The following is a 14,780-nucleotide window of genomic DNA, read 5'->3' on the forward strand; positions in this document are numbered from 1 at the left end:
AGGGCAGACTCAGGCCGTCATCTGCGGCCATTCCGGGACATGTCCGCGCCCCATCGGACGGTCGCTGTGAAGTCATGCTGACGCGCGGTGACTGTGCATGACGGGGCCGGCACCGCGCCGCCGCAGTCCGCGCACGAAGAAAATTCGCAGGATATGGCCGAATGTTGCGTTCCCGACGCGGCTCCGGCAGTCCTGGCCCAGAACGTCGAGCCGGACCAGCAGGACGAACAAGGGCGTGTCGGGCGCGGGCAGCTCGGCGAAGCCCATGTCGATGGTGCCTTCAAAGCCGCGGCGACTGAACACCTCCACCCTTGCGGATCGCGGCGGATCGCAGCCCGGGCATGGCGCAGCTGTTTCGGAAGGGTTTGTCAGGGCGCTATGGCGCGTGCCGGGCTAAAGAGATGCCGGTAGCCAAGACGGAGAACCCCCGGGCGCAGCGGCTAGAGGCCCCGGTGGTGCTCGATGAGCCATCGCGCCATCTGCTGGGCGCGCTTGGAGGCCAGCGCGTCCCCTTCGGTGGCGGAAATGATGGAGCCTTTCATCAGGATGTGCCAGGATCGGGCAAATTCCTCGGGGCGGTCCAGCCCGGCTTCCTCGGCCAGTGCCTGGATATGCCCGCGGATGCGGCTGAGGTAATCGATGCTCGCCTTGCCCAGCGGGTGCCCGGCGCCCATTTCCAGCAGCACGTTGATGAAGGAACACGCCTCGAAATCCTCGCGCTGGAACCAGTCACCGAACACGTCAAAGACGGCGAGAAGCCTCTCCTCGGGGGTGTTGCCCCGCCGGCTGGCCTCGGCCACGATCAGGTCCACGGTCCACACCTGGTCGCGGAGTTCCAGGAAGGCCAGCACCAGTGCGTCCTTGGACGGAAAGTGCCGGTAGAAGGTTGCTTTGGAAACCCCTGAACTGCTGATCAGCTCATTGACCCCTACTCCGCGGATGCCGCGGCGGGAGAACAACTCGTAGGCGGTGGCGAGAATGCGGTCCACCGGCTCGTCGCGGCCGGCCATGGCTGTGGCGGGCAGCAGCGGAGGACCCTCGGCGTCGTTGACAGTCATGATAAAAAAATTTTACACCGGACCGAGGCGTACAGACCGGTCTGCCTCGGAGTGTGCTATCAGTCTCCCCCGGATTTTCCCCCCGGCGCTTTCGGCGCGTAACACGCTCGCACGACGCCGGGCGGGCCGGCGAAGGGCCCTTCCGGCGCCCTACCTCCACCTAGGGATGGAGAACCCGGCTGCCATCCCGGCGTTGTGAGAACCGACTGTCCAGTGCGTGGACGAAGCTGCGGAGGGTCGCTGACTCGTGCGTGCTGTTGGCCAGCCGGACGATGGCCGAAGCCGTGTGGGCCAACTTGATGTTGTGATGCTGGCTGTAGGCGGAAAGCCGTTCGAAGGCGTCGTCGGAACCGATATGGAGTATCCCCATCAGGATGCCCTTGGCCTGTTCGATAAGGCCTCGGGTGCCGATGGCTCCGGCGACGGCCTCGCGGGCGGACCGGTCCGTTTCAACTTGAACTGTTCTGGTGAGGTCCAGGATGAACCCGTCGACGAACGACAGCTTCCCGTCACTGTCCAGCACGCCCTCCCCCGCCGTCAGGACTCGCCGTTCACGCCGGCGTGCGTCGAAGAGACGATGATAATTGGCGAAAAAACCTCCGCCACGGCACACATCCTCAAAGATTTCCCTGCACGGCGTCCGGTCGTCAGGATGCACGTGCTGCATAAGAACACCCACCGTGGGCACCACCTCGCCGCGCTGATAGCCGTGGATCTGGTAAATCTGCTCGGACCACTGCAGCTCCCCCGAGGCCACATCGTAGCGAAAGGTCCCGGCGAGGCAGTCCTCGGTAGCCAGCGCGCTGGAATAGGCCTGCAACGCCTTCAACTCCGTCATGGCCGGGCCTGCCTGCCCGGCCCGCCGGCGGGCGCCCTGTCCCGGGACACGGTCAGCACGAGCTGAGCCCAACCTGCGCAGTCCGCGCCTCCAGTGCCTGCCGCCACCGCACGATCAGCTGCTGGTTCCGGGTCCCTGCGAGTCGGGCCAAGAAGCGCGCTGCGGACGGGATGCGGAGGCGCGGCGGCCCTTCAGGAGACCTGGGCGCCCCGCCAGGGGCCGGTCTCGCCCGGGCGCGCCGGCCCTGCACGTGCGCCTCGTGAACTCCGCGCCTCTGCGCGCTGGGTTCCACGGGAATGCCCTCGGCCGCGGACTGGAGCAGCGCGTCATCCCGCGGCGCCGAAATTTCCGAGACCAGCCCCATGCCGGCGTACTCCCGCACTGCTGCGATCCCAGCCACCGCCGCCGGCAGGTCTGGAAAGGGCCTGGAGAGGGCCATGACGGTCCCGTCCGGGGCCGTCAGTCGAAATCGGTAGGACCTGTCGGTATCGGTGAACAGTTCGAACATGCCTGTCATAGAACCCTCCTGGAAGCCGGGACCCGATTGTTCCCGGCGACGCCGTTGTCACCGGGAACAGCCTGAATCCACCCGAACGATGCCAGTCACTCGTACCGGCCGAATCGAATTGATGAATTCATGAAAGTCTGAACTATGCAACTCACCTGCGCAAGAGGTACCACCCTGTCTGGCGGCGGCGACGACACTGCAGCGGTCCGGCGCTACGATATGTAAGCGGGCTGACCAAATCATGGGTGTGCAAGACAGACTTTTCTGTCTTGCTCGTGCTAGTTTTCCTGTCGCCGGGGTCTGCACAGACGCGCGGTTCAGAATAGTTGAATGTGAAGGAGGGAGGCCCCAATGCCGGATGATCTTCCTGCAAGTCCGGTCCAGACCGATGTGAAGGCAGAACTGTTCAAGGCCATGGGCCACCCTGCCCGAATCCAGTTGCTGGAAATGCTCGCCGACGGACCAGTAGCCGTAAGCCGGCTGCGCGACAACACGGGCCTTGAGCCGTCAAACCTCTCCCAACATTTGAGCATTCTCCGCCGCCAGCGCCTGATTGTCCCCTCACGGCGCGAGGGCAGATTGTTCTATGAACTGGCCAGCCCTGAGGTTAATGTCCTGCTCGCGGCCGCCCGATCCCTGCTCGGATCTCTCCTGGTCACCACCCGGATGACCCTGAGCCCCATGGCTGAAGAGCCTGAAGAAGCAATCCGCTAAATACCGGCGCACGACGGACTATGGACAACATCGATCGACCGGCCTGGATGCGTCCGGACTAAAACCAGTAGGGGTAGCAATGGCTCACGCCGAGAACGAGACCACCATCAACCGATCTCCGGAGGACGTCTATGCGTTCCTCGCGGATGGACTGAATAACCGCGCATGGCGCTCCGGGGTTCAGGACATAACACTGAAGAGTGGAACACCCGGGGACCTCGGTGCCGTGTACAGCCAGACTCTCTCGGGCCCCGGTGGCCGGCCCATCGTCGGGGACTACGAAATCACCGCGGCGGACCCCGGAAAGCTCCTGGGCTTCCAGGTGGTGGCCGGTCCGGCCCGTCCGGCCGGTGCGTACCGGCTCAGTGAAGCGCCGGGCGGAACGACTGTTCGTTTCAGCCTGGACCTGGAGCCCAAGGGACTCATGAAGCTCGTGGGCCCGGTGATTGTCCGCACCATGAAGGCCGAGGTCGCTCAGTTGACCAATCTCAAGAACGTTCTCGAATCCGCCTAGATGAAGGCGCAGGGCGTTCATTCTTGAGTGTGCCCGTCCGTAGCTGAAGCCATCAAGTGGCAAGCACCCACGTTCATGTGCAAGGGAACATCGCGTCCTTCTTGCCCAAAGCCAAGAAGAACGTCCCCCTGATGTTCCACCAGGGCGTATCAAACCAGAATGATGCGCGGCTTCTGGAAGGTAACGGTGAAGAAAGGACCATCCTCATGGCTCGCATTTTCATCACAGGCTCTACCGACGGACTTGGCCTCGCCACCGCCCGGACGCTCCTGAACGGCGGCGACGAGGTCCTGCTGCACGCCCGCTCCAGGGAACGCGCCTCCTCCCTCGATGAACTCGCGCCGCTTGCCATCGGCATCGTGATCGGTGACCTCAGCAGGGCCTCCGAAACCCGGGAACTGGCGGCGCAGGTGAACGCTTACGGGCGGATGGACGCCGTCATCCATAACGCAGGCGTCTACCTCTCGCCGGGGCGAGTCGCGACCCCGGAGGGACACTCCCGCACCCTGGCCGTCAACGTTCTGGCGCCCTACATTCTCACCGCGCTGATCGAGCGGCCGCACCGGCTGATCTACCTCAGCAGCGGGATGCACCGCGCGGCCAGCAGCAACCTCCAGGACATCGATTGGACCCGACGGCGCTGGGACGCCAGCGCGGCCTACTCCGAGAGCAAGCTCTACGTTTCCGCGCTCTCCGCTGCCGTCGCCCGGCAGTGGACCGACGTGCTCAGCAACTCCGTTGACCCCGGCTGGGTGCCCACCAAGATGGGCGGCGCCGGCGCCCCCGACGACCTCGCCATGGGCCAGGACACCCAGGGCTGGCTCGCCGTCAGCCCTGACCCCGCCGTCCAGGTCTCAGGAATGTACTGGCATCACCGCCGGCCGCGGAAGCCGGCTCCGGAGGTCACCGACGCTGATTTCCAGGACAAGCTCACCGACAAACTCGCCGAACTCACCGGCATCACGCTCTTCTGAAGCGAAGCATCGAACCGGCCCCACCGGCACCCACGGGTAGGTAGTCCCGCCCGGCGGGTCAGGTGACGCAGAGTATCCCCCAGCCCGTCCCTATCGTGAGCTCCACTTGTCGGCTTAGGCTGGTCGCATTCTATGAACGCAGTTGAGCATCGAACACCGCCGGCATCTGGAAGTCCGGCAGCTGGTTCGAGGGGGCCGGAAGGAGGCCGGGATGACGCCGGCGGACAGGACGTGGACACCCGAGGACCAGGGCTGGCTCCGGGAAAACCTGCGTGAGGCCATCGACCATCTGGTGGAGATGGGGTACACGGTGCGTGGGGGGCAAGGCGAAGATCCGGAACTGATTCACCCCGGCGGCTCGGCCGTGCAGACGTGGCGGGAAGACTACCCCTACGAGCAACGGATGTCCCGCGAAGAGTACGAGCTGGAGAAATACCGGCTGCAGGTTGAACTGCTGAAGTTCCAGTACTGGGGCCAGGACCAGGAGCTCAGGCACGTGATCGTCTTTGAGGGCCGGGATGCTGCCGGCAAGGGCGGAACAATCAAGCGCTTCACTGAGCACCTGAATCCCCGCTCGGCCCGGGCAGTGGCATTGAGTAAACCCTCTGACCGTGAACTGGGCCAGTGGTATTTCCAGCGCTACATCCAGCACCTGCCCACGGCCGGGGAGATCGTGATGTTCGACCGCTCCTGGTACAACCGGGCAAATGTGGAGCGGGTCATGGGCTTCTGCACGGAGCAGGAGTTCGACACCTTTATGGTTCAGGCCCCGCTCTTCGAGCGGATGCTCGTGGACTCCGGGATCCACCTGACCAAGTTCTGGTTCTCGGTGACCCGCCACGAGCAGCGCACCCGTTTTGCGATCCGGCAGATAGACCCGGTGCGGCGCTGGAAACTCTCGCCCATCGATCTCGCCTCCCTGGACCGGTGGGAGGAGTACACGGCCGCCAAGGAGGAGACATTCCTGCGGACCGACACCGACCATGCGCCGTGGATCACCATCAAGTTCAATGACAAGAAGCGGGGTCGGATCAACGCCATGCGCTACTTCCTCAACCAGTTCGACTACGAGGACAAGGACACATCCGTGGTCCACAGCCCCGACCGGCTGATCGTACGCCGCGGCCGCGAAGCCGCCGGCGACTAGCGGCCGGCTCGCGGTCGGCGGAAGCGCGATCGCACGGATGCGTCACGCTCACGGTGGGATCCCAGCAGAAAATGGCAACATGGGGACATGACTCCTGCACACGGTTCTTCCGGCCTTTTCCGGCGTCCCCAGCCCATCAAACCCAAGGCGGGCCAAGAATCGGTGTGGGACTACCCGCGGCCGCCGAGGGTCGAGCCCCGATCCGAACGGGTTATCGTGCGGCTTGGCGGGCAGGTGATTGCCGACACCACCGATGCAGTGCGCGTCCTGGAGACAAGTCACCCGCCTGTCTACTACTTGCCATTGGACTCATTCCCTGCCGGTGTACTCGTCCCGGTCGGGGGCACCAGCTTCTGCGAGTTCAAGGGAGAGGCGCACTACTTCGACGTCGTTGCCGGCGGCGTCGTCGTTCCCCGTGGCGGGTGGACCTACCCCGAACCCACCCGGGGTTTCGGGGCGCTCAGCACCCGAGTGGCCCTCTACCCGGCTCACATGGACTCCTGCCAAGTCAACGGCGAGCAGGTGACCTTCCAGGAAGGTGACTTCTACGGCGGTTGGATCACCACGCAGATCGTTGGTCCGTTCAAAGGCGGCCCGGGCACGGCCGGGTGGTGAGCACATCGCCCTCGCGCCGGCAAGACTTGCTGACTGTGCGTGTGGCGACTCAGCCGGTGCGCGCTCTGGCGGCTGGATGCCCGTTGTGCCCGCCTTGCCGGCGTGATAGCTTTCCGGTGATCGTGATCAATCTTCAGGAGGTGAGACCCATGAACGCAGTATCCGTAATGGGCGCTCCCCCGAAGTCCACGGTCGCGCGACTGAAGTAGTCGTCTCCGGGAGTGCCGCAAGGCAAATTCGCGAAAGGCGACTCCCATGAACACAACACCTTCTTCAACTCCGCGCATCCATTCGACGACCGCCTCCGGTGCCATTGCAGTGACACGGACACCACAGCCCGGAAATTGGCCCGTTCCCGGCCAACAGGCCCACGCCGCACGACAGACCGACAACTCACACAAGCGGGCCTTGGTGCTCGCCGGCGCCGGAGCGGCAGGCAATGCGTGGGAGCTCGGTCTCATCGCCGGCCTGTCCGATGCCGGCATCGATGTCACCGAGGCCGACCTCATCATCGGGACATCGGCAGGATCAACAGTGGCTGCCCAGATCACCAGCGGGACTCGGCCGGCCGAACTGTATGCCGCCATCCTCGCCGAGGTGCCTCGGCCACAAGCCGGCCACTCCGGACCGGACAGGGGACGCGCTCCGAATCTCTCGGGGCAAACCTACCTGGAGTGGTCCAACGGAATCATTGGTTCTGCTGCGGATGCCTCCGACATGCGCCGCAGGATGGGCGCCGCGGCACTCGAGATGGAAGCTTCGGACGGCTCTGCCCAGATGCGCTGGCGCGACATCGTCGCGGCCCGGCTTCCCAGCCGGCACTGGCCGCAACAGCCCGTGCTGATCACGGCTGTTGATGCGGATACCGGGGACCCGGTCGTGTTCGACCGCCACAGCGGAATCGATCTGGTGGACGCCGTCGCCGCCAGCACCAGCAACGGCTACCGCATCGGTGGGACCCGGTACATCAACGGCGGCTATCGACGCAGTGAGAACGCCGACCTGGCCGCTGGATACGGGCGGGTGCTGGTGCTGTCACCCTTTGGCGGCAGGACGCGGATGCCGCTCGAGTGGGGCATGGATCTCGCCGCCCAAATCGACGAACTGCGCGCCGGGGGCAGCAGGGTCCAAACAGTCTTCCCGGATAGCGCCGCCGAGCACATGTTCGGCGCCAACGCGATGGATCTGTCTCTGCGTCCGCCTGCGGCTCGAGCTGGTTACAGCCAGGGCAGAGCCCTCGCGGAACTGGTCGCCGAAATCTGGCGGTGATGGCTGAAACCTGTCGGTGTTCGACTGTTACGGCGCGAGAGTCCAGGGGTCTCCGTGCGAGGCGCGGTGCCATGTCTGCCGCGGGCCGCCCGTTTCGTGCGCGACATCTGTCAGCCAGATGGTGCTGTCCGGGGCCCATCCGGCGATGACCGTCGCCGTTTCGGCGTCGACCGTTAGTGGGCGCGTCGCGCCGTTGAGGTAACCCAGGACGGAGAGGTGCGCGGCGTCCCACTCCCCTGCCACTTGTTCCCAATCCGGGATGACCCATCGGCCGTCGCGTCCGGTCAGGCGGAACCAGTCGTGTCGCCGGGATGCAGTGACCTCTAGTGGGAACCTGCGGCACAGCGTTATCCAGTCTTCTGCTGTGCCGATCTCAAGAGTCCGGCCCGCTCCCCGAACCGGAACCGTGGTCGCCTGCTCCCACCCCAGGGAATCTTCCACGAGGCTCAGTGCGGCCGGGACCTGCCCAACGGTGTGGAGCAGCCCGTGCGGGATCGACCACCAAGTTCCTGACCAGTTGGCGCGAGGATCGCCCGGGCGTTCGCGCGCGGCCCGCAGTTCCCCGGCTCGTTCGTCTCGGCCCCACCCAGCCAGTGTTTGTCGCGGATTCTTCGGCAGCGGTGCCTGGCCGTTTGTCGATCGCAAGCCGATGGCCCACTGCTCCGCCCGGCGAGGCTGCCAGAACCACTGGCTGTCGGGCAGCGCCATGACCTGTTCCGCGACGGGCGACAGGGCCGCCGTCACACTCGGGAGATCCGCGAGCACGTCCTCTCCATCGGGTGCCTGCCAGTACCTTGCCGTGTCCACTGACCGCTCGAGGGCCGCCTGCACCAGGTCGCTGTCAAGTCCGGTGAAGTCCAGGGAGGCGAGCCTGGCAGCCAGCTGTTCTGGTGACGCGGCAAAGGCCGGCGTCGAGGCCTCCCGGGAGGCAGCAGCGCCCAGCTGGACCCGCGAGGTCCCCGGTCCACCATCAAGTTCGTATCCCCACCAGAAGACCGCCGTTTTGACGTCCGGATCCAGCTGCATCGCCAGTTCAAGGCACAGACGGCGCCCTCGGGGCCCCCGCAGAAATGCGTCCACACTTGGCGTCATCAAATCATCCTCCCACCAGAGCGCAGCTTTACCTGGAGCGGTCCCGGGTGCCGTCGATGATGGCGGGTATCGCCGCGACGCGTTCTACCATTGCGGGATGGACACCACGGTTAGCGGAGTGCCTGTGCATTACGCCGAGTACGGCAGCGGCACGCCGGTTCTCGCTCTCCACGGCGCCGGTGTGGATCATCGCGAGATCGCCAGTGCCCTTGAACCGATTTTCGACGACGTTCCTGGCTACCGGCGCCTGTATCCGGACCTGCCCGGGATGGGCCGGACCCCGGCGCCCGAGACGATCACGAGCAATAACGACGTCGTGGACATTCTGCTCGGCCTTATCGCCAGCACTATTGGTGACGAACCGTTTCTTATGATGGGTCAGTCCTACGGCGGCTACCTGGCCCGTGCGATTGCGAACCTGCGACCTGATCAGGCCGTCGGGCTGGCGCTGATCTGCCCCGTTGGCCCGCAGACGCGCGACGTGCCTCAGCACGAGGTCCTTGTTTCGTCGGTCGATTTGACCGGTGCACTCGACTCGGATCTCGAGGCCACTTACCGCAGCTACTTCGTTGTGCAGACGCCTGAAACGCTGCGTCGGTTCCAGGAGTATGTGGCTCCCGCAACGTCCCTGGCTGACGAGTCGAGCCTGATGCGGATCTTTTCGCACTGGGAGTTGCGGGATCGGCCGGAAGCCGCGAAAGCCTATCCTCATCCGGTGTTGGTCGTTGCCGGGCGACAGGATGCCACCGCCGGGCACACAGGACCGTCGGAGCTGATCCGGCACTACCCACGCGCTACGTTGGCCGTACTCGACCGCGCCGGCCATGCCTTGATCCATGAGCAACCCAACCTCGTGCGAGCCCTTGTCGCCGACTGGCTCATGCGCGTGCGCGTGGCATCAGACGACAAAACCTAGTGGGCAGTGGCGCCCGCATGCGGGCGGATCCCTGTGTTATGGCTCCGCCGAACAAAGGCAAGACGATCCGTCCGCGGCGTCCAACCGGCGTCATGTAATGCACGGTAAGCAGCAAACCATCGCGACGGATTGCAGTCGGGCTGCCAGCAAAAGGACAATGGTGCCCATGACCGTCGTGACCCTCCTGGCCTTTGCCGGGCTGTGCCTGCTGCTTTCCGTCACCCCCGGCCCGGATACCTTCCTGGTGCTGAGGATCTCGTTGCAAAGTGCCGGGGCCGGCCTGGCGGCGGCGCTGGGCTCAGCTCTGGCATCCCTGGTCTGGGCCGCGCTGGTGGGAGTGGGGCTCGCCGCCGTGCTGGAGGACTCGGCGGAAGTGTTCCGTTGGCTGAAGATCGCAGGCGGGTTGTACTTGCTGTATCTGGGAATCTCGTCGCTGATCCGGGCGCGCCGCACAACTGCATCCCCGGCGGCCGGGCACGCTCCCCGCCGGAGCTACAGCCGAAGGACCGGCTTCGGTGCCGGCGCGTTCTCCACACTGCTCAACCCCAAGGTCGGCCTGTTCTACCTCGCCGTCGTGCCGCAGTTCATTCCGCACGGCGGCAACACCCTGGACACCGCCATGGTGCTCGGTGCCATCGAAAGCGCCATTGGATTCCTTTACCTGGCGGCTGTAGCCGTCGCGGCAGCGAAGGCAATGGCCTGGCTGCAGCGCCCCCGGGTGAGCAGTTGGCTCGAACGCGGCAGCAGCGGCATCATCGCCGCGCTCGGCCTGGGCGTACTGGCATCCAGCACCAGCTCGTAGCGGCGCGCCGGACCTCGACGGACAGGTGCAGTTCCCTATCCGGCAGAATGCCAACCCACTCAAGAGCCGAGCTGGTTATTCGTCTCCCTCCTCTGGACCTTCAGTTGGCACATTGACTCCGCGAATTTCACGAAAACGGCGGCCGGTCCTGAAGAGGACCGACCGCCGCCGAATGAAGATCAGGGTTGCATCAGGCCTTGGCCTTTCGCTTCACCCAGCCCCATACAGCCGTAGCCACCAGGAGCACCAGGCCGATGATGGCCAACCAGAGCAGGCCCTTCACGGCGAAGCCCAGGATCGAAAGAATAAGCCAAATAATAAGTAGTGTGATTATTAGTCCCATACGGAAAGCCTAAGCCACCCAGGTGGCTGTTTCCGAACGATCAGTGATCGTGGCGGAAGATGGCCACGGCTTCGCGGACCGCGTAGTAGACGATGACCATACCGGCCACGGGGTCGGCCCACCACCAACCGGCAAAGGTGTCCAGCAAGATGCCGGCCAGCACGGCGGCTGCCAGAAGACCGTCGATAAACGTCACCTTGCCCTCTGCTGTGAGAACGGGATTGCCCAGCGCCTTGCCCGTGCGGGCCTTTCCGGCTGAGAGGGCGAACATGACCACTGCCGTGACAGCCGTCCAGATAATTCCGGTGGGGCTCGGCCGTGCGTGGTGCCCGCCTGCCAAGGCAAGTCCGGACTGGACGAGCAGATAGAGAGCCAGGGCAACGAACGCCCCGGCGATCAGCCTCAACGCGAACCGTTGACGCCGTTCCCCGGCCCCCGAGAGTTCCCAGATCACCACGGTGCTGGCACCGATCTCGATCAGGCTGTCCAGGCCGAAGCCGGCCAGCGCCACCGATCCGGCCGTGATGGAAGCGACGGCAAGAACTGCCACTCCGACGACGTTCCAGCCCAGCGTGATGCCCTCAAGGATGAACCCGCGACGTCTCAGGCGCGCGATCTCAGGGCGCGTCAACATTTCAGGCAGCATCCGTGCCCTCTTTCCCGGCGCCCCCGGCGTTTCCGGCGATGGGTGCCGGCAGGCCGGCCAGCCGTTCGATGACGGCAAGCCCGGCCGGGGTGCCCGGCCAATGCCGCCGCAAAGACTCCGGGCCTGCGGAGCGGATCACGGAACGAAGAACCAAGGCCATGACGATCACGTCATCGGCATAGCCAATCAGCGGGAGGAAGTCCGGGACAAGATCCAGCGGCAAGAGCAGATATCCCAACAAAAGGAACAGCTTGATCCGGGCGCCGCGGGATACCGCCGGGTCGGCCGCCAAACGCCTCAGCACGCGCAACACATCCGGCAGCAGCCGCAACGCTTCCCGCATACCCACCGTCTCCGGATGGGACCTCGCATAGACCCACAACCCCAGCAGAAGAACCGCGTAGACAGCGACCAGCCCGGCCAAGATCCCCAGCGCCGCGTGCCACCACTGCACGGCCCCTACTCCCCGGCCTCAGGCAGGCCATGGCCTGACGGGGCATGCAGAGTCGCGTAGACCTTCTCGGCGTACTCGTCGAATACAGCGGAACACTCGCGCAGTCGCTCGTCGGCGGCCTGCGCTTCCGGCAGTTCCAGAACGTCACGGCTTTTCAGATCACGGTACCAGCGCCGCAAGCGGTCCAGGCTCTGCTCTTCCTCTTCCAGCTCCGCCAGAGTGAACTTGGCGTTTCGGGTTTCCTTGGCGATTTCGTCCTCGAACGCCCCGCAATCGCCGGTGAATTCCTTCCACTCATCCAACCTGAGCTCCTTGAATGCCGAGCGCAGGCCTTCCACTCCCGCATCGCCGCTACCCGGCGTTGCCAGGACGAGGACGCTGCCGGTTCCGCGGCCGGCCAGCTCCACGACCCTAGGCACGGCCTCCGAGAAGAACGGCGTGTCTGGAACGGTCCACACCCCCGAGGCCACTGGCGCAGCACCGATCCTCCGGAGCTCCCGCCACACACCGACCCTCGTCCGTGAGGTCTCACCAGTCAACCGGACAACAAGAACCAACCAATCCATGCATCAATCATATACTGCTACAACAAAGTAAGTAACAGCTGTTACATACTCCCTGCTCGGGAGGGCACAGAACCCGAGGACCTCGGCCGGTAGGTTCGGTCGGTCCGATGGAATCCCTTAGCCCTATCTGCCCAGTCTGAAAATACGGTAGTTCCGGGTGATTTGGGATGGGACTTTCTGTCTTGCCCGGACTGCAGGCCGCTCGCGTGGGTTCTGGATACCGACGGCGGAAACAATGCCCCCGAGGATGAGCAGCACCGCCGTCACGGTCACCACCCGGTGAAATCCGTCGAGATCAAGTTTGCCGCCCATGACGAGGCCGACCAGCGAGATGCCGATCAGACCGGCAACCCTGCTGACGGCGTTATTCGCTGCCGAGCCGATGCCGGCCTGCTGTTCCGAGATCGAACCGAGAATGGCGGCGGTGAGCGGTGCGACTGTCGCCGATAGCCCGACCGCGAACAGGAGGATCCCGGGCATCAGCTGGGTCCAGTAGTTGACCGGGATTTCCGACGCGAGCATCAGGAGGTAGCCAACTCCGGCGAGAACAGGTCCGAATGCCATGAACCACCGCGGGCCGAACCGCCCGGCCAGTGAGCCAAACCATGACGCCAGGAGAATGTTGACGAGGCTGACGGGAAGCAAGGCCAGAGCGGCCGACGTCGCCGGAAAACCGGCAACCTGCTGCAGGAAAAGCACGATGATGAACCCGCCGATCGAAAGCGCGGCGTAGACGAAGGCCGTAGCCACGTTGCCGACGGCAAAGTTTCGGACGGCGAAGAGGCTGAGCGGCAGGAGCGGGTGCTTCGCGGTCTTTTCCCGCCAAATGAACCCGGCGAAGCACAGGATGCCGAGGACGAGGGGCATCAGAATGAGTGGGCTCCCCCAGCCGTAGTTGCCTTGTTCGATCAGCGCGTAGACCGGCCCCGCCAACCCGAGCACACAGAGCACGGCGCCCGGGTAGTCGATGCGCACACCCTCCTCGCGAACATCCTTGGCCCGCAGCACGGCTAGCAAGTACAAGGTCACGGCAATGGGCAGGACATTGATTCCAAAGATCCAGCGCCAGCCCACCGAATCAACGAGCACTCCGCCGAGCAGGGGTCCCGCGATGAAAGCCACGGTCGTACCAGCAGTCCACTGGCCGATTGCCTTCGCCCGGGGCGCTTCGTCGAAGTTTGATGTGATCAGAGCCAGGGAACTGGGCACCAGCAAGGCGCCGGCGACGCCTTGAAGCGCCCTGGCCAGGACCAGCCAGTCCGCTGTGGGTGCCAGCGCACACATCACTGATGTCGCGCCAAACCCGACCAGGCCTGCCCGGAGAACGACAACCCGGCCCAACAAATCAGAGAGCGAACCGGCGACCAGGATCAGTGACCCCAGGGTGATCAGGTAGGCATCGACAACCCATTGCTGCGTTGTCAGTCCGCCGCCCAGTTCACGGGAAATGGCCGGCAGCGCTACGTTGATGACGCTGCCGTCGAGAAACGACACAAAGGACGCGAGAATCGCGATCCACAGCACGAGCCTCTGCGTACGCGCCGACGGTAGGGAACCCATCCTTCAAGCTACACCCGCCCCGGCGGTTGCCGGACTCACATATGGAAGGACGTTCAGCCCGTCGCCGGAGTATATTTTTATGTCTGGTCTCTGTCCCGCCGTTGCCCTATCGTTGGGGCACCGATTACATTCGACCGGCGGAGCTCCGCATCGGAGGTACATGATGGGAATCATCTCGTCTGGTTTTCATGGAAAACGGCGCACCGGCAATCCAGCGTTACCACCCGGCCAATACGAGACGCCAAGCTTTCCCGTACTGACGGCGGGCCCTGCACCTTATATCGCCCGGGCTGACTGGGAATTCTTCATTACTACGGAGACTGGGCAGCGCCGCGCCTGGTCCTGGGATGAGCTCTTGGCACTACCGCAGGTCGACATCCGGACCGATATTCATTGCGTGACCAGCTGGTCCAAGCTGGGCACCTCGTGGCGCGGGGTGTCCCTGGACACCTTGTTCGCGGATGTGGAAACAACGTCCGAGTTCACTACGGCTCACTCCTACGGCGGCTATACGACCAATGTCCCGTTGCAGGACCTGCTGGACGGCCAGGCATGGGTGGCGTGGCAATTCGACGGTGAGCCACTGGAACGGGCCCACGGTGGCCCCGCCCGCCTGCTGATACCCCACTTGTACTTTTGGAAGAGTGCGAAGTGGATCAATGGCATCGAGCTGATGCCGCACGATGTTCCCGGCTTCTGGGAATCGAACGGGTACCACATCTACGGCGACCCCTGGCGCGAGGAGCGCTACTCATGAGGCAGGA

Annotated in this window: 19 protein-coding genes; 9 read left to right on the forward strand and 10 right to left on the reverse strand. The window is 64.5% G+C overall.

Features of this window, described 5'->3' with window-relative positions; genetic code table 11:
* Positions 1 to 72 precede the first annotated feature (72 nt).
* The 4 genes from AC1D0A_RS03290 to AC1D0A_RS03305 all read right to left on the reverse strand — a co-directional run bounded on the left by AC1D0A_RS03290 (position 73) and on the right by AC1D0A_RS03305 (position 2,413).
* On the reverse strand, positions 73 to 303 hold the full coding sequence (locus AC1D0A_RS03290; protein ID WP_476945186.1) for a hypothetical protein: 231 nt from the start codon (positions 301 to 303) through the stop codon (positions 73 to 75).
* Positions 304 to 440: 137 nt separating this feature from the next.
* Positions 441 to 1,058 carry a TetR/AcrR family transcriptional regulator gene (locus AC1D0A_RS03295; RefSeq protein ID WP_243177485.1) on the reverse strand — a complete coding sequence of 206 codons (618 nt, stop codon included), beginning with the start codon at positions 1,056 to 1,058 and terminating at the stop codon, positions 441 to 443.
* A 160-nt stretch (positions 1,059 to 1,218) separates the two neighbouring features.
* Positions 1,219 to 1,896, reverse strand: a complete 678-nt coding sequence (locus AC1D0A_RS03300; RefSeq protein ID WP_243177483.1) for a PAS and ANTAR domain-containing protein — start codon at positions 1,894 to 1,896, stop codon at positions 1,219 to 1,221.
* A 52-nt stretch (positions 1,897 to 1,948) separates the two neighbouring features.
* Positions 1,949 to 2,413 carry a YegP family protein gene (locus AC1D0A_RS03305; RefSeq protein WP_476945187.1) on the reverse strand — a complete coding sequence of 155 codons (465 nt, stop codon included), beginning with the start codon at positions 2,411 to 2,413 and terminating at the stop codon, positions 1,949 to 1,951.
* A 342-nt stretch (positions 2,414 to 2,755) separates the two neighbouring features.
* Between AC1D0A_RS03305 and AC1D0A_RS03310 the strand changes: the two genes are divergently transcribed.
* The 6 genes from AC1D0A_RS03310 to AC1D0A_RS03335 all read left to right on the forward strand — a co-directional run bounded on the left by AC1D0A_RS03310 (position 2,756) and on the right by AC1D0A_RS03335 (position 7,637).
* Positions 2,756 to 3,118, forward strand: a complete 363-nt coding sequence (locus tag AC1D0A_RS03310) for an ArsR/SmtB family transcription factor (RefSeq protein ID WP_028276286.1) — start codon at positions 2,756 to 2,758, stop codon at positions 3,116 to 3,118.
* Positions 3,119 to 3,197: 79 nt separating this feature from the next.
* The gene (locus tag AC1D0A_RS03315; RefSeq protein WP_243177480.1) at positions 3,198 to 3,632 is read left to right on the forward strand and encodes an SRPBCC family protein; all 435 of its coding nucleotides are present in this window, start codon (positions 3,198 to 3,200) and stop codon (positions 3,630 to 3,632) included.
* 206 nt (positions 3,633 to 3,838) lie between these two features.
* Entirely contained in the window at positions 3,839 to 4,606 is a 768-nt protein-coding gene (locus tag AC1D0A_RS03320; RefSeq protein WP_476945188.1) for an SDR family NAD(P)-dependent oxidoreductase, read from the forward strand.
* 211 nt (positions 4,607 to 4,817) lie between these two features.
* Positions 4,818 to 5,753, forward strand: a complete 936-nt coding sequence (gene ppk2 / locus AC1D0A_RS03325; protein ID WP_028276283.1) for a polyphosphate kinase 2 — start codon at positions 4,818 to 4,820, stop codon at positions 5,751 to 5,753.
* A gap of 87 nt (positions 5,754 to 5,840) precedes the next feature.
* Positions 5,841 to 6,368: a DUF427 domain-containing protein gene (locus AC1D0A_RS03330; protein WP_476945189.1), complete on the forward strand. Its 528-nt coding sequence runs from the start codon at positions 5,841 to 5,843 to the stop codon at positions 6,366 to 6,368.
* 255 nt (positions 6,369 to 6,623) lie between these two features.
* Positions 6,624 to 7,637 carry a patatin-like phospholipase family protein gene (locus tag AC1D0A_RS03335; protein ID WP_476944579.1) on the forward strand — a complete coding sequence of 338 codons (1,014 nt, stop codon included), beginning with the start codon at positions 6,624 to 6,626 and terminating at the stop codon, positions 7,635 to 7,637.
* Between the two features lie 27 nt (positions 7,638 to 7,664).
* Here the strand turns inward: AC1D0A_RS03335 and AC1D0A_RS03340 are convergent, their stop codons facing one another.
* Positions 7,665 to 8,729, reverse strand: coding sequence for a hypothetical protein (locus AC1D0A_RS03340; RefSeq protein ID WP_243177473.1), 1,065 nt, complete (start codon positions 8,727 to 8,729; stop codon positions 7,665 to 7,667).
* Positions 8,730 to 8,826: 97 nt separating this feature from the next.
* Here AC1D0A_RS03340 and AC1D0A_RS03345 point away from each other — a divergent pair, with 97 nt between their 5' ends.
* Positions 8,827 to 9,645, forward strand: a complete 819-nt coding sequence (locus AC1D0A_RS03345) for an alpha/beta fold hydrolase (RefSeq protein WP_476945190.1) — start codon at positions 8,827 to 8,829, stop codon at positions 9,643 to 9,645.
* Positions 9,646 to 9,811: 166 nt separating this feature from the next.
* Positions 9,812 to 10,447: a LysE family translocator gene (locus AC1D0A_RS03350; RefSeq protein WP_243177471.1), complete on the forward strand. Its 636-nt coding sequence runs from the start codon at positions 9,812 to 9,814 to the stop codon at positions 10,445 to 10,447.
* A 190-nt stretch (positions 10,448 to 10,637) separates the two neighbouring features.
* On the opposite strand, the gene AC1D0A_RS03355 is transcribed toward AC1D0A_RS03350, so the two are convergent.
* The 5 genes from AC1D0A_RS03355 to AC1D0A_RS03375 all read right to left on the reverse strand — a co-directional run bounded on the left by AC1D0A_RS03355 (position 10,638) and on the right by AC1D0A_RS03375 (position 13,980).
* Positions 10,638 to 10,790, reverse strand: coding sequence for an LPXTG cell wall anchor domain-containing protein (locus tag AC1D0A_RS03355; protein WP_028276278.1), 153 nt, complete (start codon positions 10,788 to 10,790; stop codon positions 10,638 to 10,640).
* A gap of 40 nt (positions 10,791 to 10,830) precedes the next feature.
* Positions 10,831 to 11,424, reverse strand: a complete 594-nt coding sequence (locus AC1D0A_RS03360) for a cation efflux transmembrane domain-containing protein (protein WP_476945191.1) — start codon at positions 11,422 to 11,424, stop codon at positions 10,831 to 10,833.
* Between the two features lies 1 nt (position 11,425).
* Complete coding sequence (locus tag AC1D0A_RS03365; protein WP_243177468.1) at positions 11,426 to 11,890, reverse strand: DUF1232 domain-containing protein; 465 nt, start codon at positions 11,888 to 11,890, stop codon at positions 11,426 to 11,428.
* A 5-nt stretch (positions 11,891 to 11,895) separates the two neighbouring features.
* Complete coding sequence (locus tag AC1D0A_RS03370; RefSeq protein ID WP_308197208.1) at positions 11,896 to 12,456, reverse strand: Chromate resistance protein ChrB; 561 nt, start codon at positions 12,454 to 12,456, stop codon at positions 11,896 to 11,898.
* Positions 12,457 to 12,579: 123 nt separating this feature from the next.
* Positions 12,580 to 13,980: an MFS transporter gene (locus AC1D0A_RS03375; RefSeq protein WP_476945192.1), complete on the reverse strand. Its 1,401-nt coding sequence runs from the start codon at positions 13,978 to 13,980 to the stop codon at positions 12,580 to 12,582.
* A 199-nt stretch (positions 13,981 to 14,179) separates the two neighbouring features.
* Here AC1D0A_RS03375 and AC1D0A_RS03380 point away from each other — a divergent pair, with 199 nt between their 5' ends.
* Complete coding sequence (locus AC1D0A_RS03380; RefSeq protein WP_243177987.1) at positions 14,180 to 14,773, forward strand: sulfite oxidase-like oxidoreductase; 594 nt, start codon at positions 14,180 to 14,182, stop codon at positions 14,771 to 14,773.
* Positions 14,774 to 14,780 lie beyond the last annotated feature (7 nt).

It is taken from the genome of Arthrobacter sp. P1_D4 (assembly GCF_056406115.1).